This window comes from Acinetobacter sp. S-1, from assembly GCF_059579785.1.
Window position 1 is genome coordinate 852,600 of record NZ_CM184207.1, and the last position, 23,035, is coordinate 875,634.

Annotated in this window: 20 protein-coding genes, 3 tRNA genes and 3 pseudogenes; 13 read left to right on the forward strand and 13 right to left on the reverse strand. The window is 38.4% G+C overall.

The window, feature by feature from the left end; genetic code table 11:
* Positions 1-132: 132 nt before the first annotated feature.
* Positions 133-1,787: pseudogene (locus AC52J8_RS04205) on the forward strand (glycoside hydrolase family protein).
* On the forward strand, positions 1,784-3,514 hold the full coding sequence (locus AC52J8_RS04210; RefSeq protein WP_086399705.1) for a CapA family protein: 1,731 nt from the start codon (positions 1,784-1,786) through the stop codon (positions 3,512-3,514). Before AC52J8_RS04205 ends, AC52J8_RS04210 begins: the two are co-directional and overlap by 4 nt.
* Here the strand turns inward: AC52J8_RS04210 and AC52J8_RS04215 are convergent.
* On the reverse strand, positions 3,511-4,227 hold the full coding sequence (locus tag AC52J8_RS04215; RefSeq protein ID WP_086399706.1) for a zinc metalloprotease: 717 nt from the start codon (positions 4,225-4,227) through the stop codon (positions 3,511-3,513). The two genes, AC52J8_RS04210 and AC52J8_RS04215, sit on opposite strands and share 4 nt — an antisense overlap.
* A gap of 81 nt (positions 4,228-4,308) precedes the next feature.
* On the opposite strand from AC52J8_RS04215, the gene AC52J8_RS04220 reads away from it, so the two are divergent.
* Positions 4,309-4,638 carry an MGMT family protein gene (locus AC52J8_RS04220; protein WP_086399707.1) on the forward strand — a complete coding sequence of 110 codons (330 nt, stop codon included), beginning with the start codon at positions 4,309-4,311 and terminating at the stop codon, positions 4,636-4,638.
* Positions 4,639-4,663: 25 nt separating this feature from the next.
* Positions 4,664-5,413, forward strand: coding sequence for a hypothetical protein (locus AC52J8_RS04225; RefSeq protein WP_086399708.1), 750 nt, complete (start codon positions 4,664-4,666; stop codon positions 5,411-5,413).
* Between the two features lie 40 nt (positions 5,414-5,453).
* Here AC52J8_RS04225 and AC52J8_RS04230 read toward each other — a convergent pair whose 3' ends face one another.
* The 3 genes and pseudogenes from AC52J8_RS04230 to AC52J8_RS04240 all read right to left on the reverse strand — a co-directional run bounded on the left by AC52J8_RS04230 (position 5,454) and on the right by AC52J8_RS04240 (position 7,149).
* On the reverse strand, positions 5,454-5,891 hold the full coding sequence (locus AC52J8_RS04230; RefSeq protein ID WP_000966781.1) for a universal stress protein: 438 nt from the start codon (positions 5,889-5,891) through the stop codon (positions 5,454-5,456).
* Positions 5,892-6,012: 121 nt separating this feature from the next.
* The gene (locus AC52J8_RS04235; protein ID WP_000818514.1) at positions 6,013-6,645 is read right to left on the reverse strand and encodes a CatB-related O-acetyltransferase; all 633 of its coding nucleotides are present in this window, start codon (positions 6,643-6,645) and stop codon (positions 6,013-6,015) included.
* A gap of 112 nt (positions 6,646-6,757) precedes the next feature.
* Positions 6,758-7,149, reverse strand: a pseudogene (locus tag AC52J8_RS04240) (RidA family protein).
* 140 nt (positions 7,150-7,289) lie between these two features.
* Between AC52J8_RS04240 and AC52J8_RS04245 the strand changes: the two are divergent.
* Positions 7,290-7,941, forward strand: a pseudogene (locus AC52J8_RS04245) (TetR/AcrR family transcriptional regulator).
* 17 nt (positions 7,942-7,958) lie between these two features.
* Here the strand turns inward: AC52J8_RS04245 and greA are convergent.
* The 3 genes from greA to carA form a co-directional block, all read right to left on the reverse strand.
* Positions 7,959-8,435, reverse strand: a complete 477-nt coding sequence (greA, locus tag AC52J8_RS04250) for a transcription elongation factor GreA (RefSeq protein WP_002115570.1) — start codon at positions 8,433-8,435, stop codon at positions 7,959-7,961.
* Between the two features lie 88 nt (positions 8,436-8,523).
* Positions 8,524-11,754, reverse strand: coding sequence for a carbamoyl-phosphate synthase large subunit (gene carB / locus AC52J8_RS04255; protein WP_005067595.1), 3,231 nt, complete (start codon positions 11,752-11,754; stop codon positions 8,524-8,526).
* A gap of 14 nt (positions 11,755-11,768) precedes the next feature.
* Positions 11,769-12,908 (reverse strand): glutamine-hydrolyzing carbamoyl-phosphate synthase small subunit, encoded by a 1,140-nt coding sequence (carA, locus tag AC52J8_RS04260; RefSeq protein ID WP_005067597.1) that lies wholly within the window; start codon positions 12,906-12,908, stop codon positions 11,769-11,771.
* 124 nt (positions 12,909-13,032) lie between these two features.
* Here carA and AC52J8_RS04265 point away from each other — a divergent pair, with 124 nt between their 5' ends.
* Together AC52J8_RS04265 and AC52J8_RS04270 are read left to right on the forward strand one after the other, a co-directional pair.
* Entirely contained in the window at positions 13,033-13,191 is a 159-nt protein-coding gene (locus AC52J8_RS04265) for a hypothetical protein (protein ID WP_002115567.1), read from the forward strand.
* Between the two features lie 29 nt (positions 13,192-13,220).
* Positions 13,221-13,808 carry a hypothetical protein gene (locus AC52J8_RS04270; protein WP_005072962.1) on the forward strand — a complete coding sequence of 196 codons (588 nt, stop codon included), beginning with the start codon at positions 13,221-13,223 and terminating at the stop codon, positions 13,806-13,808.
* Positions 13,809-13,868: 60 nt separating this feature from the next.
* Here AC52J8_RS04270 and AC52J8_RS04275 read toward each other — a convergent pair whose 3' ends face one another.
* Together AC52J8_RS04275 and yhbY are read right to left on the reverse strand one after the other, a co-directional pair.
* Positions 13,869-14,405, reverse strand: a complete 537-nt coding sequence (locus tag AC52J8_RS04275) for a DOMON-like domain-containing protein (protein ID WP_086399709.1) — start codon at positions 14,403-14,405, stop codon at positions 13,869-13,871.
* A 16-nt stretch (positions 14,406-14,421) separates the two neighbouring features.
* Positions 14,422-14,745, reverse strand: a complete 324-nt coding sequence (gene yhbY, locus AC52J8_RS04280) for a ribosome assembly RNA-binding protein YhbY (protein WP_086399710.1) — start codon at positions 14,743-14,745, stop codon at positions 14,422-14,424.
* Between the two features lie 199 nt (positions 14,746-14,944).
* On the opposite strand from yhbY, the gene rlmE reads away from it, so the two are divergent.
* From rlmE to AC52J8_RS04300, 4 genes are all read left to right on the forward strand, one after another.
* A complete protein-coding gene (gene rlmE / locus AC52J8_RS04285) occupies positions 14,945-15,595 on the forward strand; it encodes a 23S rRNA (uridine(2552)-2'-O)-methyltransferase RlmE (RefSeq protein ID WP_000235573.1) in 651 nt (216 codons plus the stop codon).
* Positions 15,596-15,728: 133 nt separating this feature from the next.
* Positions 15,729-17,624: an ATP-dependent zinc metalloprotease FtsH gene (gene ftsH / locus AC52J8_RS04290; protein WP_005803954.1), complete on the forward strand. Its 1,896-nt coding sequence runs from the start codon at positions 15,729-15,731 to the stop codon at positions 17,622-17,624.
* Positions 17,625-17,760: 136 nt separating this feature from the next.
* Positions 17,761-18,612: a dihydropteroate synthase gene (gene folP, locus AC52J8_RS04295; protein ID WP_198912083.1), complete on the forward strand. Its 852-nt coding sequence runs from the start codon at positions 17,761-17,763 to the stop codon at positions 18,610-18,612.
* A gap of 135 nt (positions 18,613-18,747) precedes the next feature.
* Positions 18,748-19,062: a DUF5713 family protein gene (locus AC52J8_RS04300; protein WP_005067609.1), complete on the forward strand. Its 315-nt coding sequence runs from the start codon at positions 18,748-18,750 to the stop codon at positions 19,060-19,062.
* On the opposite strand, the gene AC52J8_RS04305 is transcribed toward AC52J8_RS04300, so the two are convergent.
* Positions 19,063-19,440: a hypothetical protein gene (locus AC52J8_RS04305; protein WP_416202770.1), complete on the reverse strand. Its 378-nt coding sequence runs from the start codon at positions 19,438-19,440 to the stop codon at positions 19,063-19,065. It lies immediately after the preceding gene.
* 40 nt (positions 19,441-19,480) lie between these two features.
* Positions 19,481-19,566 (reverse strand) — tRNA-Leu (locus tag AC52J8_RS04310).
* A 196-nt stretch (positions 19,567-19,762) separates the two neighbouring features.
* Here AC52J8_RS04310 and AC52J8_RS04315 point away from each other — a divergent pair.
* Positions 19,763-21,565: an alkaline phosphatase D family protein gene (locus AC52J8_RS04315; RefSeq protein ID WP_086399711.1), complete on the forward strand. Its 1,803-nt coding sequence runs from the start codon at positions 19,763-19,765 to the stop codon at positions 21,563-21,565.
* A 103-nt stretch (positions 21,566-21,668) separates the two neighbouring features.
* Here the strand turns inward: AC52J8_RS04315 and AC52J8_RS04320 are convergent.
* Positions 21,669-21,754: transfer RNA gene (locus AC52J8_RS04320), tRNA-Leu, on the reverse strand.
* An 11-nt stretch (positions 21,755-21,765) separates the two neighbouring features.
* Positions 21,766-21,839, reverse strand: a tRNA-Cys gene (locus AC52J8_RS04325).
* Between the two features lie 152 nt (positions 21,840-21,991).
* On the opposite strand from AC52J8_RS04325, the gene folD reads away from it, so the two are divergent.
* A complete protein-coding gene (gene folD, locus AC52J8_RS04330; protein WP_086399712.1) occupies positions 21,992-22,840 on the forward strand; it encodes a bifunctional methylenetetrahydrofolate dehydrogenase/methenyltetrahydrofolate cyclohydrolase FolD in 849 nt (282 codons plus the stop codon).
* Positions 22,841-23,035 lie beyond the last annotated feature (195 nt).

A 23,035-nucleotide genomic window follows, 5' to 3' on the forward strand; every position in this document is an offset into this window, starting at 1 on the left:
CAAATAAAAAAAGAGCCTTCGGGCTCTTTTTTTATGTCTAAACAATACGTTAACTTAGCTTTTTACATGTTCATGCTATGATGGATTGAAAACTTTATAGAACAACAAACAACGGATAGGAACTGATTTCGAGTGACAGCATTTTTAAACTTCCAAAGACAACTGAACCTTTGGTTAGAACATATCGCTCCCCATGTTTCAGATCTTCAAAAGAAGACGATTTTATTTATATCTTATGGGCCTAAAGACCAAAGATGTAACGTATGGCATAGTAAAAAAACAAACTTTTCTCAAGCAAAAATACAATTATTAGCTTTCATTAATGACCAGTTTGCATATGAGTCACTTGTTGATTATATAAAAATTGATGTTGCATATAATTTAACGAAACAAGCTTGGAAAATAGTAGAGCAGCAGGTCCATCATCAATTTCACAACAACCACTACCGTAAAGGTATTGGGTTTGATGAAAAGTGTTCAGTAGCTTTTCTGGAGCAAGAGATTTATGGAAAGGCAATTATACGAGGTTTGAGCTATGACAAACCCAACTTTTTTGATGAAACAAATCTGAATTATTCAATTAAGCAAAAATATAACGCGACTAAACCACAGATTAAACTACAAGAGCTACAAGACATTTGGACTTTTGATACCTACGCAGCATTTTATGAAAATGGGCAATTCATTAATTTAGCGAGTGGTTATGATGCGAATGGTATTAGGGCGATTTCGAGCAATAAGAAACAGCATTTTCAGTCGTTAATTGAAAAAAATTCGGCATTTTTGCATGATCAAATTCAAGAAAATGGCAAATTTATCTATGGCTATTTTTCTGCCTATGATCGAGATATTCGTAACTACAATACGGTACGCCACTGTACCTCGGTGTATGCGTTGCTGGAAACATTTGAAGTGCAGAGCAAGCCAGAATATTGGCCCAAGATACATGCTGCTATCCAATATGCACTGACCAACTTCTATAAAGAAAAAGACTCAGAAACTGCTTTCATGATTGATGGTAAAGAAGGGGAGTTTGAAATTAAATTAGGTGCCAATGCGGCTGCTATTTTAATGTTAACTAAATATCAAGAAATTACTCAAAAAACTAATTATCAAAAATATGCAGAGAAACTTGCAAATGGTATTTTAAAATTAATAGACTCAAATGGCTCAACAACTCATGTATTAAATTATCCAGATTATGATTTAAAAGAAAAATTCAGAATTATTTATTATGATGGTGAAGCTGCTTTAGCTTTATTAAGGTTATATCAAATTAACCAAGATTATAGATTATTAGAAACTGTTAAATTAATGTTTGAATATTTTATTGAAAAGAGATATGAAAAATATCATGACCATTGGTTAAGTTATTGTACAAATGAACTCACTAAAATATGCCCTGAAGATAAATATTTTATTTTTGGTTTAAATAATTATTTAAAACATTTTATTTTTATTCGTAATCGAAAAACGACTTATGCGACTTTACTAGAAATGTTAATGGCTGCTTATAAAATGGTAAGCCGCTTAAAAGAGCAGGGACGTACAGCACTTTTTGAGCAGGCGTATATGCCTGAGCTTCAAAAATTAATTGAGTTTAGAGCTGATTTTCAAACGACAGGATTTTTTTATCCGGAAATGGCGATGTATATGGCACGGCCAGATAAAATTTTACATGCTTTTTATATTCGCCATGATCGTTTCCGAGTACGGATTGATGACCAAGAGCATAACTTATCGGGTTATATCGCTTACGTTAAAGATTACAAGGATATGAACCATGAAATATCAACCCGTTGAGATCAAGCTATTAGCACATATCGACACTACAAGTTTCGATGAAGCTTTATGGCAATTCGAATTTGACGATGATATTTCAACACTACTTCTAATCGACTACGCATTAGAACAATTTCAGCAAAAAAATGTACAAGCTCAAGATGTCTATGTTGTGCCACAAAATATGAGTAAGCACATTGGACAACAAAACTTAGGTTTAAAAACATCAGAAAGTTATACATTTACCGAGTTATTGCAGTTCTTAATTTTTACTCAAGCAGCAGATGTAAAAGATGCTTTAAGTAAGATGCTCTGTGGTACAAATGAGCAAGCATCTTTAATTTTCTCTAAAAGAGCCGCTACCTATAACTTAACTTTAAAAAATGAAGTTACCCAAAATCAACTAAAGCATTTGTTTTTATTGATCAGAAAAATTTATAGCTATCCCAATGATATAAAAGAACTATTCTTTATAAAGGAGCTGAATTTTCAAGGAAAGATTTATCTCCCTCAGACACCATTAATGGGACAGAATGTAGTAGAAGTCTTATATCTTATAAATTCTTTTAGAAAAATTTATCTGACGTTCTTTGAAGAAAACCAAACGATAGGTTTCTTTTTATTCTTAGATGATATTCATCGTGCTGAGCACTTGATTCCTTACTATCATTGTTTCCAAGCACAGAATGTAAAACCTAAAGTTTGCTCAACTCCAAGTGGCATTATTAATATTTTAGGCGATACCTACTTTGGGGAAATCTACACTGAAAAACGTAAGGCTAGAGGGCAAATAGATGCTCTGCAACAGTATGGATATGGCTATTCTTTTAAAAAAATAAAAGCTTTTTTAGGTGAACATGACTTAAATATTGCTAACTTTGAAGCGGTATTTTCTTTAGAAAACCAATCTCCTTTAGATCATAAAAAGCCTTTTATTCTTAAAGCTGATGCTGAACAAACATTAGCAGAATTCAAAAATATTCACCTTAATCATGTGGTGTTGGCAAACAACCATCTAAAAGACTATGGGGATCGTGGGCTGACCTATACATTACAACAGTTGGATCAGGCTAACATTTCTTATATCGGGGCAGGTGTAAACCAAAAAGATGCTCATAATTACTTTGAGCTCTCTTTTGAAAATAAGCATTATGCTATTTTTAACGGATACTGGCACAGAGACACTGCCTATCTCGATTATGATTTTTATGCTTTAGGTTATAAGAGTGGGGTTGCGTGTTTAAATGGTGTTTTGCTTGAACAAATAGGTCGCTATAGGCTGACTCATCCTGAACATAAAATTATTGTTATTTGCCATTGGGGTGTCGACTTTAAGCCCATTACAAAAGAGCAGAATAAGCTTGCTACGATTCTAACCCAAGCTGGCGCTGACCTGATCATTGGTCATGGTGCTCATACTATTCAACCTATCCAGATCATCAACCAAAAGCCTGTTGTTTTTAATATAGGCAATGCAGTGTTTAATAGTGACGGTGAATATGAACAGCAAAATGCTTTGCCATTTGGCTGTATAGCAAGGTTAGATTTGTCAAAAGACTTACTTCGCCTTTATCCAATTTACACCAATAATTTGAAAACATTTTGGCAGCCCTATCCAGTCAATGCCGAAAATTTCTTAAAGGCGAGTACTTACATGACATCTTTACTGACCCCTGAAAATTACATCGCTACCCAAGATAACTTAGGGGCATATATTGAAATTAAATTTTAGGGATATTGTTTGTATGTCGATAAAATAGTTTGAAGTTGTACTGGCGTAAATCCTAAATTTCTTAAGCCACCACTGCCTAATTTACATTCGGCGCTTGCCATGATGTTGGTTGGAGTACGTTTTGTAGCTTTTGGCGCACAAACATGTTTTAGACCAAACACATGTCCCATTTCATGCACGCTACCAGCCTGAATATTATAATTTAGACGGTTCCAATCTAATAAAATAAAAGGTTTGCCATTATTACGAAACGCTCTACTTGTTACATCTTTAAATTTCCATTTTGTTGAATAGGCATCATAAATAAAAATAATGACTTCTTTACTTGCAGTACGCTTAGGAAAACATGTATTTACACTGGCAGGAATAGTTTCAGTAGAAATGGGATAAGGCTGGTTAATTTGTTGTTTCAAATCACAATGTAACTTTGAGAACTCTTCGTAAGGGATATAACGGTTTAATTTGAAATTAAATATTTTCTTTCCTTGGTCATCTAAATAATATTTATTAAGGATGCTGATTTCTTTACGCATCTGCGTAAAGTTATCAAATTGTGCAGCAGAAGGATTGTTTGTTGTAAAAACGAAAGTTACAGGGACTACAGGTCTATTATTACCAGGCTCCTCTAATAAGTCTGGCTTTTGTAGAGGGGGACGAGTAGTACAAGAAACACACAGTAAAGTTCCACTGATCAACAGCAATATTTTTTTCATGCGATTTTCCCTTGAGCTCATCTTGGAGTAGGTTTAATTTTATTCAAAAATTTTTATATGATATGAATAATGTCAACGTTTATGGATTCCATTTTGACAACTCAGTATGAACTACATCGACAAATTTTAGAAGTCATCGCTTTGATTCCATATGGAAAAGTTGCAACTTATGGACAAGTGGCTCGTATGGCAGGATTACCAAAACATGCAAGATTAGTCGGCTATGTTTTGAAACATCTTGAAGCTGATCATCAAGTTCCTTGGTATCGTGTGATTAATTCTCAAGGAAAAATTAGCCTAAGTAAATTTAATGAAAAAGGTGAAAATATTCAGCAATTAAAATTGGAAGCTGAAGGTGTTTATTTGTTAAATGGTAAAGTTGACTTAAAGCAGTTTGCTTGGCAGCCTTAATATTTATGTTAGAGAGTAAATACACATGCAAAAGAATAATAAATGGTGTATTGGAGCAGTATTACTTTTAAGTTTGATGGCACAGGTGAGTTATGCTGAAAAGGATATTTCAACTCAACCTTTTGCAAATATAAAGGCTTCTCAGCAAGACATAGATTTGATATGCAAGCAACTGAGACAGAAATGCAGTGGTGAAGCTATCCTGTGGAAGGGAAAAAATACGCAAGATCCGGTTTATTACCTAATAGATGAAAGTCCACAAATTGTTCAGGTTAAGAAGCAAAATAATCAATATAAAGTAGTTGATCAATGGGACTTTAAAGATTATCAACATAATAATAAAGAGCCTCACACCGATGATTTGGCACCAGATGGATTACAAATCTTTCCAGCTTTATATCCATTAAATAAAAATGAGTTTGCAATCGCAGTAGTTAATAAATGGTTTACTGGTTACTCAGGAGGAGGGCGTTTTGAAGAAAATGCTGACTTCATTAAGCTCAAACCTCATGGGAAGTATCAAGTTGCACTAAAAGATATTACTTTTTCTTCACGAGAAATGATTCGAGCATGTTTTTCAGAACAAGATTATAAAAAATCGCCCCATTGTCATGATGAGGCATGGATGATACTAAACATTCAATTTAAAGATGTGGGGCAACCATATTATTTATGGCAATTAAATTATAAAAATTATTCTTGGGAAGCTTTCAAAAGTAAAAAAACGATAACGGTTGAGCAATCGCGTGAAGAGGTTATGCCTTTTAAGAAATAGAAGCCTATCTTGTTCACTTTAGCCAGACAGGCGTCTCACTTTAGCGAACAATTAACACAGGAATATGGCTTTCCCCTAAAACTTTTTGTGCAACACTTCCCAACACGAGTTTCCGGACCCCTGTGCGGCCATGAGAACCCATCACAATCAGATCAGCATTAAGCTCTTGTGCAGCTTGAATAATTTCTTCGTGAACAACAAAACCTTCAAGTAATTTGGTTTCTACACTAAGACCTTCTTGCAAAAATTGTTGCTTGGCTTGCTCTAAAATATCTAGCAAATATGTTCTAGTACGCTCAATCAATTCATTGGTTTGCCCCGTCTTAACGTAAAGGTCAGCAATAATCGGGTCAAGTGCCATAACTTGTACAACCGTAATTTTACTGTTTAATGCTTTCCCAATTTTGATTGCTTCTTTCATAGCAACCATAGAAGTTTCAGAACCGTCAATTGGTACAAGAATATGTTGATATAACATGAGTTTATTCCTTATTGTAATGATGGTTATTTATTCAATACTTTATACTTCTTTTCTTACGATTGAAATTCGAGCACGTAATCATTTGTGTTTTTAAGCAAGAAATTCTTGCAAATATATTTTATTCGCTCTGTAATTTTTTAAGATGTGCTGTTAATGCATCTATATCATCCGTTTGTAAATATTCCCGCATTTTTAAAACTTGTTTTTCATCTAAATCATAAATTTTTAAAGCAAGTAGTTTTTCTATTTGCTCTTGAGGAAAACGGTATTTAATAATTTTTGCAGGTACGCCACCAACAATTGCATAGGGGGGGACATCTTTAGTGACCACAGCTCCAGTTGCAACAACAGCACCTTCACCGATTTTTACACCTTGCATAATCATTGCACGGCTTCCAATCCAGCAGCCATCTGCAATTATAGTGTCACCAGCGGCTAAAAAACTTCGGGTATCAAAGGGGAATGTCGATATCCAGTCTGGCCGATGAAGTTGGTTACCACCCATCATAATCACGCATTCAGCGCCAAAACAAACAAAATTACCAATATAGAGCTGATCAATTGGCTTGTCTGGAGTAGAAGGCTTGTCATGTAGATATCGCACTACACAACGTTCAAAACCTTGATCCCAATATGCCGAGTAGTAAGAGTAATTCCCTTTAATATGGATATTTGGATTTTTCACAGTTTTGGAAATAAACTCAAATTCACACCAGTGACGAACAGGGGAGCCAATTAACTTTTCAGCCATAAGGGAAATATAAAAAAAGGGAATATGCCATTATACCGAATTGCGATTCAAGCTGAACCCATAATCTCAGCCCAGCCAGTGAATCAAATATTAAAGGGGATGCTAATTTGAACTAATTATTATGAGGAATACGTGCAATGACTTTAATCTCAAAATCAAAGCCTGCTAACCAAGTTACGCCCACAGCGGTCCAGTTTGGATAAGGCTTTTGTGTAAAGATCTGATTTTTAACTTTCATAATACTTTCAAACTGCCGTTCAGGATCAGTATGAAAGGTGGTGACATCAATAATATCATCGAAAGTACAACCAGCTGCTTTCAGTGTCTCTGCTAAGTTCTTAAAAGCTTGGATTACCTGTTTTTCAAAATCAGGACAGGCGAGCCATCTTCAAGGCTACCAACCTGCCCTGAAACAAAGAGTAAATCTTTCGATTGAATTGCGGCTGAATAACCATGCTGTTCATATAATGCATGACGGTCTTGAGGAAATATTGCAGTTCTCATCAGGTTTGTTCTCCTTCAGTATTTAAATATCAAATCAATAAATGTCGCTTAGATTTCACATACGCCTCGTATGTAAACATAATTGACATACGAGGCGTATGTCAATTAAAATTTTTTGTGATGATTCCTTGGTGAAATACATGTCTGTTCGTGAACAAAAGATGGCGGAAACCCGCAAGAAACTGATTGAAGTAGCACGTCGTGCATTTGCTGAATATGGCTATGCAGATACTTCAATGGATAAGCTCACGGCAGAAGCAGGGTTGACCCGTGGGGCGCTGTACCATCATTTTGGCGATAAGCGTGGTTTATTTGCTGCAGTGGTCGATCAAATTGATTCACAAATGGCAGAATATGCCCAGCAGCATCGAGAGCAGCCTGATGATCTTTGGGAAGGGTTACTACTTGAAGGGCAGACCTATATACAAAATGCTTTGAATCCTGAGTTTCAGCGTATTGTGTTACGTGATGGACCTGCAGTGCTGGGCGATCCAGCGCATTGGCCAAGTCAAAATAGATGTCTGCAGTCTACCCGTGAGTGCGTTGAACAGCTATTGGCAGCAGAACGAATTAAAATTGTAGATCCTGAAGCGGCAGCAGTGCTTTTAAATGGCGCTGCCATGAACGCTGCATTATGGGTGGCCTCTAGTGAATATCCTGAACAGGTACTTCCTGAAGCATTAAATGCTTTTCAAATCTTTGCATCAGGTTTTTTAAAAGATGCATAGTGAATTTTTTAATATTAGTCTGAAATATAAAAAAACCCCTCAATTGAGGGGTTTTATAGTTTAAGTATATCTATTTATAAATTAAAGATATTCTACACTTACGATTTCATATTCCACTTCGCCTTGAGGAGTAACGATTTTTACTTCATCACCTTCACTCTTGCTCAAAAGGCCACGTGCGATTGGTGAGTTCACTGAGATTTTATTGATTTTAAAATCAGCTTCATCATCACCAACAATTTTATAAGTCTTGCGTTCTTCAGTATCAAGGTTTTCAATCGTTACCGTAACACCGAATACAACACGACCGTTTTGTTCTAAGTCCTTAACATCGATGACTTGTGAAGCACCCAATTTTCCTTCGATATCTTGGATACGGCCTTCACAGAAACCTTGCTGTTCACGAGCAGCATGATATTCTGCATTTTCTTTTAAGTCCCCATGTTCACGTGCTTCAGCAATCGCTTGAGTAATACGTGGACGTTCAACAGATTTCAGATGTTGTAATTCTTTCTCTAAGGCGATTTTACCTTCAGGGGTCATTGGATAACGTTGCATTTCGGTCCCTCTTAAGTTGAGAAAACACAGTTAAAAAAATGAAAAAATCCCGCCACCGATAAGGTGACGGGACTTATCGGTAAAAAAATTAACCTACAGTTAAATCTTGCAAGCGGTATACATCCATTGGCAATTTCACAGCAAAGGCTTGGCAAACAGCTTCTGCGCCATTGATAGTCGTTGTGTAATACACTTTGCCTTGTAGGGCAGCACGACGAATCATTGCAGAGTCATATTGAGCCTGTTTACCTTCAGTGGTATTGACAATAAGGTGTATTTCACCATTTTTCAAGCGGTCAACAATATGTGGACGACCTTCAGTAACTTTATTTACAGATTCACATTCTAAACCTGCTTCTTTAAGCACTTGGTAAGTACCACCTGTTGCAACAAGCTTGAAGCCATATTCAACTAATTTCTTAGCGATATCAGCGATGTATTTCTTGTCAGATTCACGTACTGATAAGAAAGCATGTTTTACTTCGCCTTCAGTTGGTAAACCAGGTAAGCGTTCATTTGAGCCTAAAACAGCTTTATAGAATGCTTCACCAAATGTTTTACCTACGCCCATCACTTCACCTGTAGATTTCATCTCAGGTCCAAGCATAGGGTCTACGCCTTGGAATTTAGCGAATGGGAAAACGGCTTCTTTCACAGCAAAGTGAGTTGGAATGATTTCTTTAGTAAATCCTTGAGACTCAAGAGATTGACCTGCCATACAACGCGCAGCAACTTTCGCTAAAGAATCACCAATACACTTAGATACGAATGGAACTGTACGTGAAGCACGTGGGTTAACTTCTAGAACGTAAATATCGTCACCTTTTACAGCGAACTGAACGTTCATCAAGCCGACAACACCAAGTTCTTTTGCCATCGCAATCGTTTGACGACGCATTTCATCCTGAATTTCTTTTGATAAAGAATAAGGAGGAATCGAACATGCAGAGTCACCTGAGTGAATACCAGCTTGTTCAATATGCTGCATGATACCGCCGATCACAACGTCTTTACCGTCAGATACACAGTCAACATCAACTTCAGTTGCGTCATCTAGGAAACGGTCAAGAAGAACAGGGGCTTCATTAGATGCTTGAACTGCTTCACGAAGGTAACGTTTAAGTTCTTCTTCGTTATATACGATTTCCATTGCACGACCACCTAATACATAAGATGGGCGAACAACAAGCGGATAACCTACTTTTGCAGCTTCAGAGATACCTTCTTCAGCAGATTTTACAATGCTGTTGTTTGGTTGACGAAGCTGTAAACGTTGGATCATTTGTTGGAAACGTTCACGGTCTTCAGCACGGTCAATCGCATCTGGTGATGTACCGATAATTGGAGTACCTGCTTCTTCTAAAGCACGTGCCAATTTAAGCGGAGTTTGACCACCGTACTGTACGATTACACCTTTAGGTTTCTCTGTACGTACGATTTCAAGTACATCTTCAAGTGTTACAGGTTCGAAGTATAGACGGTCAGATGTGTCATAGTCGGTAGAAACAGTTTCAGGGTTACAGTTCACCATGATTGTTTCGTAACCGTCTTCACGCATAGCTAATGCAGCGTGTACACAGCAGTAGTCAAATTCGATACCTTGACCAATACGGTTTGGACCACCACCAATGACCATGATCTTGTCACGGTTTGATGGATTTGCTTCACATTCTTCATCGTAAGTTGAATACATGTATGCAGTACCAGACTCAAACTCTGCTGCACATGTATCAACACGTTTGTACACTGGATAAACACCCAAGTTCCAACGTTGTTTACGGAATTGCTTTTGTGAAATGCCCATGAGGTGAGCAATACGAAGGTCAGATAAACCTTTACGCTTGAACGAACGGATGTTGTCAGCGTTTAAGTCACCAAAACCTAAAGTTTTCACTTGAGCTTCAGTTTTAACGATGTCTTGAATTTGGATAAGGAACCAGCGGTCAATCTTAGTCGCTTCAAAAACTTCATCTAAAGAGAAACCATGACGGAAAGCGTCCGCTACATACCAGATACGCTCAGGACCCGGAACTTTAAGTTCTTTTAGAATAATTTCTTTTGCATTTGTTGCACCAGCTTCGATTTTTTCATCAAAACCGCTTACACCAACTTCAAGACCACGTAATGCTTTTTGTACAGATTCTTGGAAGTTACGGCCAATTGCCATCACTTCACCAACAGATTTCATCTGAGTGGTAAGAACTGGTTCAGCTTGCGGGAATTTCTCGAAGTTAAAACGAGGAATCTTCGTTACAACGTAGTCAATTGATGGTTCGAAGCTTGCAGGAGTCACGCCACCAGTGATGTCATTTTTCAATTCATCAAGGGTATAACCAACAGCAAGTTTTGCTGCGATTTTAGCAATCGGGAAACCTGTTGCTTTAGAAGCAAGTGCAGATGAACGAGATACACGAGGGTTCATCTCGATAACAACCATACGGCCGTCTTTCGGGTTAATACCGAACTGAACGTTAGAACCACCTGTCTCAACACCAATTTCACGAAGAACTGCAACCGAAGCGTTACGCATCAATTGGTATTCTTTGTCAGTTAATGTCTGAGCTGGTGCTACAGTAATAGAGTCACCAGTGTGTACGCCCATTGGGTCGAAGTTTTCGATCGCACATACGATGATACAGTTGTCGTTTTTGTCACGAACAACTTCCATTTCGTATTCTTTCCAACCAATTAAAGATTCATCGATCAATAACTGGTGAGTAGGAGAGAGGTCAAAACCTCGTTCACAAATCTCAAGGAATTCTTCGCGGTTATATGCGATACCGCCACCCGAACCACCCATTGTGAATGATGGACGGATAATTACTGGGAAACCAAAGCGTGACTGGATTTCTAAAGCTTCTTCCATTGTTTCAGCAATGGCAGCTTTTGGACATTCCAAGCCAATTTTACGCATAGCGATATCGAAGAGTTTACGATCTTCGGCTTTCTCAATTGCGTCTTTAGTTGCACCAATTAATTCAACATTATATTTCTCAAGAACGCCGTGCTCATCAAGTGCAAGAGCACAGTTCAACGCAGTTTGGCCACCCATAGTTGGCAATACTGCATCTGGACGTTCTTTTTCAATAATCTGTGCAACTGTTTGCCAAGTAATTGGCTCAATATAAGTTGCATCAGCCATTGAAGGGTCTGTCATAATGGTTGCTGGGTTAGAGTTAACCAAAATAACACGGTAGCCTTCTTCACGAAGCGCTTTACACGCTTGAGCACCTGAGTAGTCAAACTCACATGCCTGACCAATCACAATCGGGCCAGCACCAATAATTAAGATGCTTTTAATATCCGTACGTTTAGGCATTATTCGCTCCTTAATTACTGTTTAGATGCTTCGATAAGTTCGATGAAATGATCGAACAATGGGGCACAATCATGTGGACCTGGGCTTGCTTCAGGGTGACCTTGGAAGCTGAAAGCTGGTTTGTCTGTACGGTGAATCCCTTGTAAGGTGCCATCGAACAATGATTTATGCGTTGCTTTTAAGTTAGCCGGTAAAGTTTCAGCATCTACAGCGAAACCATGGTTTTGTGAAGTAATCATCACTGTACCATCTTCAAGATTTTGTACAGGGTGGTTAGCACCGTGGTGACCATGGTTCATTTTTACAGTTTTTGCACCAGAAGCGAGTGCCAGGATTTGGTGGCCTAAGCAAATACCAAATACAGGTAATGTTGTGGTTTCAACAATAGTTTTTACAGCTTCGATTGCATAATCACAAGCAGCTGGATCGCCAGGACCATTTGAAAGGAATACGCCATCCGGATTAAGTGCCAATACTTTTTCAGCCGGAGTTTCTGCAGGTACAACGGTTAATTTGCAACCGCGGTCTGCAAGCATACGTAAGATGTTGGTTTTGACACCGTAATCGTATGCAACTACATGATATTTTAATTCAGGTTGAGAGAAGCCTTGGCCTAGAGTCCATGAACCTTCAGACCATTCAAAACCAGTTGGATCGCAACATTCTTTTGCAAGGTCTAAACCGTTTAAGCCACCAAAAGCACGAGCTTTGGCAATTGCTTCTTCTTCAGTAATATTTTCGCCAGCAAGGATGCAACCATTTTGTGCACCTTTGTCACGCAAAATACGTGTTAATTTACGTGTATCAATGTCCGCGATTGCAACAACATTGTGTTCTTGCAAATATTCACTCAAAGACTGCTCAGCACGGAAGTTACTGTGTAGTAGAGGAAGGTCACGAATAATTAAACCATTCGCCCATACTTTATGGATACGACCAGATTCAACGTCTTCTGCGTTGCAGCCAGTGTTTCCGATATGAGGGTAAGTTAATGTCACAATTTGTTGTGCATAACTTGGGTCAGTCAAAATTTCTTGATAGCCTGTCATGGCTGTGTTAAAAACGACTTCTCCAGTCGTACTTCCCGTTGCGCCGATTGACGTTCCTTTAAAGATCGTTCCATCTGCGAGGGCTAAAATGGCGGGGGTGCTCAAACCAAAGCTCCTGAATTTCGGCTGTAAAAAAGCGAGTAGACCCAAAAAAGATAGGCGATGTTGTGATAAAACATGCCCCTCCCTATCGGTCTGCTCGCTTGTAACTTAACAGCGCATTATACGCATGGAACCTCAAAAAGTCTATTTATTTTCTGCTAAAAAACATAATTCATTGCTTGATTTTTACAAAAAAATTATCCGCTCATCCGAATCAGTTACTTTTGATAAATTGTCTAACAATTTGCTGGCTGAATTTTTAGAACTGGATTTATTGTATTGCTAGTTAAAAAATAAACAATATGAGGAAATAGCATGAGTAATGATCAAGTTTCAAAAGATGTGAGCGAGAAAGCTCAAGCAGTAGTTGATTCGGTAAAAGCTGAGGTGAATGAAGTGAAAGAAACCGTAGCAGCTACTACAACTAAAGCGAAAAGAACAGTAACTGCTAAAACTGCGCAAGTAAAAGAAAGTGTTGCCGAGAAAACTGAGCAGATTAAAGAAGTTGCTACAGAAGCGAAAACTCAGGTGAAAGAAGCTATCACTGAAACTCAAGAGCAGGTCAAAGAAGTTTTAAGCGAAACTCAAGAAAAAATTGAAGCTGAAACTCATGAGTTAAACAAGAATATTCAAAATCAATTTGTTCAAATTAAACAAGATATTCTACAACGTCTTGATGTGATTAAAGCTCAGTTTAGCACTTCACAAGAAGGACTTTCTGAACTTAAAAATGCTTTGAAAGCAGAAATTAACGCACTTATCGAAGATTTGACTAAAGTCAGTAAAGAACTTAAAGGTGATATTAGCCAGATTTCTTTGAAGCACAAAGATTCTTTAAGTGAAAGTATTAAGCGTACTAAAAATAATGCAGTTGAAGCTTGGAATAAAGCACGAGATAACTAATGATCTTAGCTTTTAGCCAGCTATAAAAAAAGCGAGAATTAATTTCTCGCTTTTTTACTTTTAAAACTGATGTAACCAGTCACGCTTATTATGGAAATCTGCACTTTTTCCACTATGCTGCATTGCATAGTACTGCATACCTTCTTTGGTTTTTAAAACTGCAGTTAAACCTAAATAAAGGTTTGCCCATTTCAAGCGTTGCTGTTGCATAAATTGTCCCAAATCAAGACTAACATTTAAGCCATAATGAGTACGCTTGAGATGGTTCAGTTCGATATCGTAAGCAGTAAGGGGAGGCATACTTTCTGGATAGCGATATTCTTCAAACTGATAAGACTGCCATGCTTGAGAAGGGGAAAGGTTAATTTCCCGATAATAATCTTCATCATGCACGCCAACAAAAATTTCGAAACAAGTTTCTTCCCACAAAAAATCCTGACGAGGATGAGCCGCGACTTCTTGGGGCCAGACAATGAGTTGATTTGGATCACGAATCCAAAAACCGACATTTAATGTGTGCGGTGCTTGCTGTTCAATTGCGCCAACAACAGAAACAGCATGAAAACGATCAAAAGCTGAAAGTTCGTAACTTGCCATAGTTTGTCAAATCAAATTAGTTTGCTAAATGAGCGTGGCGAACAAGATTAGACAAATGCTGATTTTGCTTAGCTGCTTTTTTGTAAAGTAAAACAATTTTACCAATTTTTTGCACAGCTTCTGCACCAGTGGCTTCTACAATTGCATCAATTACAGCAGTACGTGCTTCACGGTCTTCACCAGTAACTTTAACTTTGATAAGTTCGTGGTCGTTTAAAGCACGAAGAGTTTCTTCGATAACAGCATCTGTTAAGCCTTGTCCACCAATCATGACAACCGGATTAAGCACATGACCAATTTGACGTAAACGTTTACGTTCATGGATAGATAAAGCGGCCATTAAAAATACCTGATTTTAAAAACGACTTAGTATAGCAAAAAACTTAAATTCAGATGTACGAAAAACTGTATAAATAATCGATCAACATTATTGGAAAAAAACTGTAAAACTTGGTGAGATTACGCTACATCCGTACTGTAATGAGAGTAATTTTCACGTACAATGAACGATCAGAAGTTTTTTTGATATTTAGTGAGTTATGGCAACACGCATTACAAACCAGAAATTGTCGAAAAGTAGTCGTGCGTGGATGAGGGAACATCTAGACGATCCTTTTGTAAAAAAAGCACAAAAGGAAGGGTATCGTGCGCGAGCAGCATATAAACTTCTTGAAATCCAAGAAAAATATAAGTTGATCAAGCCAGGCATGACGGTAGTCGATTTGGGTGCAGCTCCTGGTAGCTGGTCTCAAATTGCTGGAAAACTTGTGGGTAGCAAAGGTTTAGTGATTGCTTCCGATATTTTGCCCATGGATGCTTTGCCTGATGTCACTTTCTTACAAGGCGACTTTAGAGAAGAAGCTGTATTTGAAAAATTGTTAAATATTTTAAATGGGCGACAAGTAGACATTGTAATTTCTGATATGGCCCCCAATACATCAGGTAATAGGGCTGTTGATCAACCTAGACAGATTTACTTATGTGAACTGGCTTTAGATTTTGCTCAAAAGGTTCTTGGTCCTAATGGACAGTTTGTGGTTAAAGTGTTCCAAGGCGCAGGATTCGATGAGTTTCGTAAACAAGTGGTTGATAGTTTTGATGTGTTAAAGACAGCAAAACCAGCAGCTTCTCGGGCGCGCTCTAAAGAAGTTTTTTTGGTTGGACAAGGGCGTAAGAAAGCATTGCAATAAAGTTTACTTGCCAAGCTCCTAAAAATTGTGCATTTTGTACTTTTAGGTTATCCGCAAGCAATACAGTTGCTGTTTTTATGACGATCAGCCAAGATTGGGCATGATCAAATTAGATCGATATGGGAATAAAGCTTTGAGCGATTACTTCAAGAATGCCGTATTGTGGCTAATAATACTTGGTGTTCTGATTTTAATTTTCAGTAATATCAGTGACCGCAATAAGCCTACTGCGATGAAATATTCAGATTTCGTTGCAGCGGTGAATGCTGGCCAAATTAAGCAAGTCACAATTGACGGTTTAAATATTAATGGTGAAAAAACTAACGGATCACAGTTTGAAACTGTTCGTCCGCAAGTTGAAGACACTGAGCTTATGCCGAGCTTAAATAAGCAAAATGTTGTTGTAGAGGGAACAGCTCCTCAACGTCAAGGCATTTTGATGCAACTTCTCATTGCTAGTTTCCCTGTACTGTTAATCATTCTGTTATTCATGTTCTTTATGCGTAACATGGGTGGTGGTGCAGGCGGAAAAAATGGACCGATGAGTTTTGGTAAGTCGAAAGCAAAAATGCTTTCTGAAGACCAAATCAAAGTTAATTTTTCTGACGTTGCCGGCTGTGATGAAGCAAAACAAGAAGTTGTTGAAATTGTAGATTTCTTAAAAGACCCTGCAAAATTCAAACGTTTGGGCGCTACTATTCCTCGTGGCGTACTTATGGTTGGTCCTCCGGGTACTGGTAAAACGTTATTAGCCAAAGCAATTGCTGGTGAAGCTAAAGTTCCTTTCTTCAGCATTTCAGGTTCTGACTTTGTCGAAATGTTCGTGGGTGTGGGTGCGTCCCGTGTCCGTGATATGTTCGAGCAAGCGAAACGTCATGCGCCTTGTATTATCTTTATTGACGAGATTGATGCAGTAGGACGTCATCGTGGTTCAGGTACAGGTGGTGGTCATGATGAACGTGAACAAACCTTGAACCAAATGCTTGTAGAGATGGATGGTTTTGAAGGTAACGAAGGTGTAATCGTAATTGCTGCGACGAACCGTGTTGATGTCTTGGATAAAGCATTATTACGTCCAGGTCGTTTTGACCGTCAAGTAATGGTAGGTTTACCTGACATTCGTGGTCGTGAGCAGATTCTGAATGTACATTTGAAAAAATTACCTTCAGTTACCGGTGTAGATGTTAAAGTTCTATCTCGTGGTACTCCAGGTTTCTCTGGTGCACAGTTGGCAAACCTTGTTAACGAAGCTGCATTATTTGCTGCACGCCGTAATAAGAACACTGTTGACATGCATGACTTTGAAGATGCAAAAGACAAAATCTACATGGGACCAGAGCGTAAATCGATGGTTCTACGTGAAGAAGAACGTCGTGCAACTGCTTATCATGAAGCGGGTCATGCGATTGTTGCTGAAATTTTACCGGGTACAGATCCTGTTCATAAAGTAACGATTATGCCGCGTGGTTGGGCTTTAGGTGTAACTTGGCAGTTACCTGAACAAGACCAAATTAGCCACTATAAAGACAAGATGCTAAACGAAATTGCAATTTTGTTTGGTGGTCGTATTGCTGAAGAAGTATTTATCCAACAGCAATCTACTGGTGCTTCAAATGACTTTGAACGAGCTACTAAAATGGCACGTGCAATGGTTACGAAGTACGGTATGTCTGACAAAATGGGTGTAATGGTTTATGAAGATGAAAACCAAAATGGTTTCTTTGGTAATGTGGGAAGCCGTACGATTTCTGAAGCAACTCAACAGTTAGTTGATGAAGAAGTACGTCGTATTCTTGATGAGCAATATAAAGTTGCACGTAATATCTTAGAAGGTAATAAAGATATTGCACATGCGATGGTAAAAGCTTTGATGGAATGGGAAACTATTGATCGTGATCAAATCCGTGACATTATGGAAGGCCGTGAGCCACAACCGCCTAAAGTATATGTTGCTGAAAATCCAGTGGCTGCATTTGAACCACCAAAAGATGGTCCATCTACACCACCACCATTGCCAGCAATGAACTAATAATTAGTTAATTAAAAAAGCCACAGTCATGTGGCTTTTTTTATGGGCTTGAGTTTGTTAAAAGCTAAAAACAAATCAACACCATATATAGATGATAATTGCTAAAATACAGCCTGATTTTAAACTGGAGCTTTTTATGCAACTAATGCCTTTGCCTCAACAGATTTTACAGTGTGGACAGCTTCAGTTAGATCTATCACAGCCTCACGTTATGGGCATATTAAATGTCACACCAGATTCTTTTAGTGATGGTGGAAAGCATAATCAAGTAGATCAAGCGATTGCTTATGCGCTAGCCATGGTAGAGCAAGGCGCCACCATTATTGATATTGGTGGTGAGTCTACCCGTCCAGGAGCATCTGAAGTAAGCGTAGAAGAAGAAATACGAAGAGTTGTGCCCGTAGTTGAAGCTTTAGCTAAACATAATATTGTTCTATCAATTGATACAAGTCAGCCTGATGTTATTCGTGCAGCGAAAAAAGCAGGAGCACATATTTGGAATGATGTACGTGCGCTTACTCGTCCCAATGCTTTAAAAACGGCAGCAGATCTGGATATACCTGTAGTGATCATGCATATGCGTGGTGAGCCGACTACAATGAATCAGTTAGACCAATATACGGACGTAACCTTAGATGTTATAGCGGAGCTCCAGCAGCGCGTGAATGAAGCTTTAAATGCGGGCGTGAAAAAACATAATATTATTATTGATCCTGGCTTTGGTTTTGCAAAAAATGCGCAGCAAAACTTAAGACTACTCAAAGAATTTTGGAAGCTTGGTGAAATGGGTTATCCGATTTTATCTGGCCTATCTCGTAAACGTTTTATTGGTGAAGCATTAAAGGGTGCAACTGCAGATCAGCGTGCGGTAGGAAGCGTTACGGGGCATTTGCTTAGTATTCAGCAAGGAGCATGCATTGTTAGAGCGCATGATGTCAAAGCAATGACTGATGCAATTCTAGTTTGGAAGGCGATGATACAAGCTTAACAAAGTAGGCTTTATAAAAATCAGGTAGTAGCTCATTAATTTAATGAGCTAGATGATTGAGTCAGGGAAAAATATCGTTATTCTTTTGAAAATATGTTATAAGCGGCAAGTTTTTGCTGTTGTGTAAACTTTTGTATGTTCGAAGACTTACTTCTCCCGATGTTTGATGATGAATATTATCCAGATATTTTGGTCGCTGAACTCAAGCAGCTCATTGAACAATTTGCTAAAAAAGTTCAGAAGCCTGCCTTAGCTGAGCAGGATATCTATCGATATGCTCATCAAACTGTAATTGAAATTAATGAGATGAAACCTCAGTTCGAAGATCTAGATTCTTCTTTAGATGATAGTGCTGCTGACTATATTGCTGAAGCAATGATGATGGTAGCACAGGAAGCTGGATATTTAGATCTAGAAATGGAAGAGCTGGTGATGAATCGAGAGTGGTGATTACTCTCGATTTTCAATATCTTCAAATACATCTAACAAGTGGCAAGATGCCTTTAAATGTATTTCGTCTATTTCTTTAATTTTTAAAATTAAAACACCATTCTCTTGATAATCTGCGTCCGCTAACAAACTGACCCAATAAGTTTCTCGTTTTTGTTCCAGCGTTTTAAATTTATCTATTATCTGTTCGGGTGCTTTAACTAAATAATCATCTTTGGTAATAGAGCAACGTGAAAAATACCAATGGTTGTCTTTGAGAGAAAGGGTACCAGAGAAAAGATCTATGGCGTAAACCTTTGTTATAAAAAGGGTAGTGTAAACGAGTAATAATATTCTTATCATAAAATTCATTTTGATTAGGCATAAAAAAACCAGCATACGCTGGATTCTTTGTAGCACCAAATTCAATATTTGAAAATGGTGCCCGGGGCCGGACTCGAACCGGCACGCTTTGTGGGCGGGGGATTTTAAATCCCCTGTGTCTACCTATTTCACCACCCGGGCATGTGCGCAATAATAGAGGACAAGTGCGCGATTGGCAAGAGAAAATCAGAGTGTTTGCTTTATTTTCAATCAGTTCTTGTTGGTATTTATATAAATTGACCAGTTTATGTCATGATTTGTTCATTAAACTGAGATCAGTTGTTCATCTTATCTACCTAAATTTAAGACACTCATTGCTTAAAACTTAGGTAATTTTATGTCAGAGAAAATTTCACGCCGAGAATTAATTCAAAAAAGTTTATTTGGTTTTGGGGCGCTATCTTTGCCTGTAGCTTTTACGGGGTGTAACGATGGTTCCGATGATGAAAGTCCAGAAGCACAAGCAGATTTCCTTCATGGTGTAGCAAGTGGTGACCCATTGCAGGATAAAGTAATTTTATGGACGCGTTTAACACCAGTAGACCTTAGTGCACCTCTTAAGGTGACTTGGGAAATTGCTACCGATGATCAGTTCAAGCAGAATTTAAAGGCTGGTACGGTTCAAACGACTAAAACTGACGATTTTACCGTGAAGGTGGATGCAACAGGTCTACAAGCAGGTACGACTTATTATTATCGCTTTCGATTTGGTAGTAAAGTCTCGCCAATAGGGCAAACTAAAACTTTACCTGTAACTACTAATAAGGTTAGCTTTGCAGTATGTTCTTGTTCTAATTATCCTGCGGGTTATTTTTACGTTTATCGTGAAATGGCAAAACAGAACGTGGATGTAGTGATTCATTTGGGCGATTATATTTATGAATATGGGGCTGATGGCTATGCGACAGAAGATGCTGCAAAGCTGGGCCGTACTTTACCGTCCGATAATAATAAAGAAATTATTGAGTTAGATGGTTATCGCAAGCGTTATGCGCTGTATCGTCAAGATAAAGACTTACAGGCCGCTCATCAGCGTCATCCTTTTATTGTAATTTGGGATGACCATGAGTTAGCAAATAATACTTGGCGTGAAGGGGCTGAGAATCATACGGAAGAAACTCCAAAAGCAAAGAATGAAGGTAAGTTTTTAGAAAGAAAGCTAGCGGCTTTACAAGCTTATTTTGAATGGATGCCTATCCGTCCTATCGATGATCAGCATACTAAGATTTATCGCCGGTTTGATTTTGGGGGGCTTGTCAATTTAATGATGTTAGATACTCGCATTATTGCCCGTGATGAGCAGTTGGATTATGGCAAGTATATAACAGCAAATGGTTTGGATATTGCAAAATTCCAAGCAGATTTGACTAATCCAATGCGGACCTTAATGGGTGAAACTCAGCGTGAGTGGTTATTAGGTAGTAAAGAGAAAAATATAGTAGGTGTCTTACAAAGTTCAACTGCAACATGGAATGTTGTGGGACAGCAAGTCTTAATGAGTAAAATGTGGATTCCTGCTGAGTTGTTGGCATCGCTGGGGCAAATTACTTCAGGCGGAACATCGCCAGATACGTTAGCTAAAATGAATGCGCAAATTACAGAATTAGTCACATTAAAATTACGATTAGAGCAGGGTGATCCAACTTTAACTGTTCAAGAAAAAGCGCGAGTCACAACTTTAGTTCCATATAACCTTGATGCTTGGGATGGTTACTATGCTGAGCGAGAGTTCTTTTACACTAAATTGGCAGAGTTTAATAAGAAAATTATTGTTTTGGCAGGCGATACCCATAATGCGTGGACATCTTACTTATATAGCCAAAAGGGTGAATATGTCGGGGTTGAACTGGCGACAAGTTCGGTTTCTTCACCGGGTCTTGAAAAATATTTAAGTATTCCGCTAGCTCAGTTGCAGCAATTTGAATTTGCCTTTACGACGCTTATCGATGAATTGGCATATTGTAATTTAAATCAGCGGGGTTATTTGATGGTTACACTAGATGATAAGCAGGTGCTGTCGGATTGGATTTTTGTAGATTCAATTAAAAATGCAGAATATAAAGTAGATTCTAGTCGAGGTTATCAATTGGTGTTGGATGCGAATTTAACACCTGAAAAAGATAAGCAAAAAACTGCTTAAATATATGGGGCGAGAAAGGGATGCTAATAAGTATCCTTTTTTTAGACATAAAAAAACCAGCTTTCGCTGGATTCTTTATGACACCAATTTCTGTACTAGAAAATGGTGCCCGGGGCCGGACTCGAACCGGCACGCTTTGTGGGCGGGGGATTTTAAATCCCCTGTGTCTACCTATTTCACCACCCGGGCTTTACCAAATTTGGAGGCGGAGGTCGGAATCGAACCGGCGTCCACGGAGTTGCAGTCCGCTGCATGACCACTCTGCCACCCCGCCTACATTTGGTGATGCACATATTAGCAACCTTTACAAAAAAAACAATACTGTTTTGAGATAAGATGAACATAAAAGCAACATCTAGAATAAATTTGTCCAAATAATCATGTATTATTGGCACATTAAATTCATGTCTACCTTGGAGATGTGCTGTGGCATTGGTTTTAGACGGTCGCGCATTAGCAAAGCAAATTGAAGAAAATTTGTCAGTACGTGTTGAAGCTTTAAAAGCTAAAACAGGTCGTACCCCAATTTTGGCGACTATTTTAGTTGGGGATGATGGTGCATCTGCAACTTATGTACGCATGAAAGGAAATGCTTGCCGTCGAGTAGGCATGGACTCTTTAAAAATTGAATTGCCACAAGAAACGACAACAGAACAATTATTAGCTGAAATTGAAAAACTTAATGCTAACCCAGATGTACACGGCATTCTTTTACAACATCCAGTTCCAGAGCAAATTGATGAGCGTGCATGTTTCGATGCTATCTCATTAGCTAAAGATGTTGATGGTGTAACTTGTCTTGGTTTTGGCCGTATGGCTATGGGCGAAGCTGCCTATGGTTCAGCAACTCCTGCGGGCATTATGACCATTTTAAAAGAAAACAATATCGAAATTGCTGGTAAACATGCGGTTGTGGTTGGCCGTTCAGCAATTTTAGGTAAACCAATGGCAATGATGCTTTTGCAAGCGAATGCAACAGTAACGATTTGCCATTCACGCACACAAAACTTACCTGAGCTTGTGAAACAAGCTGACATTATTGTTGGTGCTGTAGGTAAAGCTGAACTTATCCAAAAAGATTGGATTAAACAAGGTGCAGTGGTTGTAGATGCTGGTTTCCATCCTCGTGATGGCGGTGGCGTAGGTGATATTCAATTACAAGGTATTGAAGAAATTGCTTCTGCTTATACACCAGTACCGGGTGGTGTTGGTCCAATGACCATTACAACTTTGATTCTTCAAACTGTAGAAGCTGCTGAAAAAGCTTTAGGTTAATTTAATTAACGCTAGGCTGTTATTTGATACGCGTAACCGTCATCCGCAATTGTTTGAGGCAGAAATACGTTAAAAATTTAATGTTTCTGCGATGCTTTCGATTCTAGAGAGTATCTGCCGAGTTTTGCGGATGACAATGGTTTTGCCTACTTTTCCCGAAAGAAAAGTAGGTCCAACCAAAGGTTATTCTAAAAA

Bases quoted from the DNA above. Each gene is read 5' to 3' on its own strand.
- AC52J8_RS04210 (WP_086399705.1), top strand. From the start codon at position 1,784: ATGAAATATCAACCCGTTGAGATCAAGCTATTAGCACATATCGACACT.
- AC52J8_RS04215 (WP_086399706.1), bottom strand. From the start codon at position 4,227: ATGAAAAAAATATTGCTGTTGATCAGTGGAACTTTACTGTGTGTTTCT.
- AC52J8_RS04220 (WP_086399707.1), top strand. From the start codon at position 4,309: ATGGATTCCATTTTGACAACTCAGTATGAACTACATCGACAAATTTTA.
- AC52J8_RS04225 (WP_086399708.1), top strand. From the start codon at position 4,664: ATGCAAAAGAATAATAAATGGTGTATTGGAGCAGTATTACTTTTAAGT.
- AC52J8_RS04230 (WP_000966781.1), bottom strand. From the start codon at position 5,891: ATGTTATATCAACATATTCTTGTACCAATTGACGGTTCTGAAACTTCT.
- AC52J8_RS04235 (WP_000818514.1), bottom strand. From the start codon at position 6,645: ATGGCTGAAAAGTTAATTGGCTCCCCTGTTCGTCACTGGTGTGAATTT.
- greA (WP_002115570.1), bottom strand. From the start codon at position 8,435: ATGCAACGTTATCCAATGACCCCTGAAGGTAAAATCGCCTTAGAGAAA.
- carB (WP_005067595.1), bottom strand. From the start codon at position 11,754: ATGCCTAAACGTACGGATATTAAAAGCATCTTAATTATTGGTGCTGGC.
- AC52J8_RS04265 (WP_002115567.1), top strand. From the start codon at position 13,033: ATGGAACCTCAAAAAGTCTATTTATTTTCTGCTAAAAAACATAATTCA.
- AC52J8_RS04270 (WP_005072962.1), top strand. From the start codon at position 13,221: ATGAGTAATGATCAAGTTTCAAAAGATGTGAGCGAGAAAGCTCAAGCA.
- AC52J8_RS04275 (WP_086399709.1), bottom strand. From the start codon at position 14,405: ATGGCAAGTTACGAACTTTCAGCTTTTGATCGTTTTCATGCTGTTTCT.
- yhbY (WP_086399710.1), bottom strand. From the start codon at position 14,745: ATGGCCGCTTTATCTATCCATGAACGTAAACGTTTACGTCAAATTGGT.
- rlmE (WP_000235573.1), top strand. From the start codon at position 14,945: ATGGCAACACGCATTACAAACCAGAAATTGTCGAAAAGTAGTCGTGCG.
- folP (WP_198912083.1), top strand. From the start codon at position 17,761: ATGCAACTAATGCCTTTGCCTCAACAGATTTTACAGTGTGGACAGCTT.
- AC52J8_RS04300 (WP_005067609.1), top strand. From the start codon at position 18,748: ATGTTCGAAGACTTACTTCTCCCGATGTTTGATGATGAATATTATCCA.
- AC52J8_RS04305 (WP_416202770.1), bottom strand. From the start codon at position 19,440: ATGCTGGTTTTTTTATGCCTAATCAAAATGAATTTTATGATAAGAATA.
- AC52J8_RS04315 (WP_086399711.1), top strand. From the start codon at position 19,763: ATGTCAGAGAAAATTTCACGCCGAGAATTAATTCAAAAAAGTTTATTT.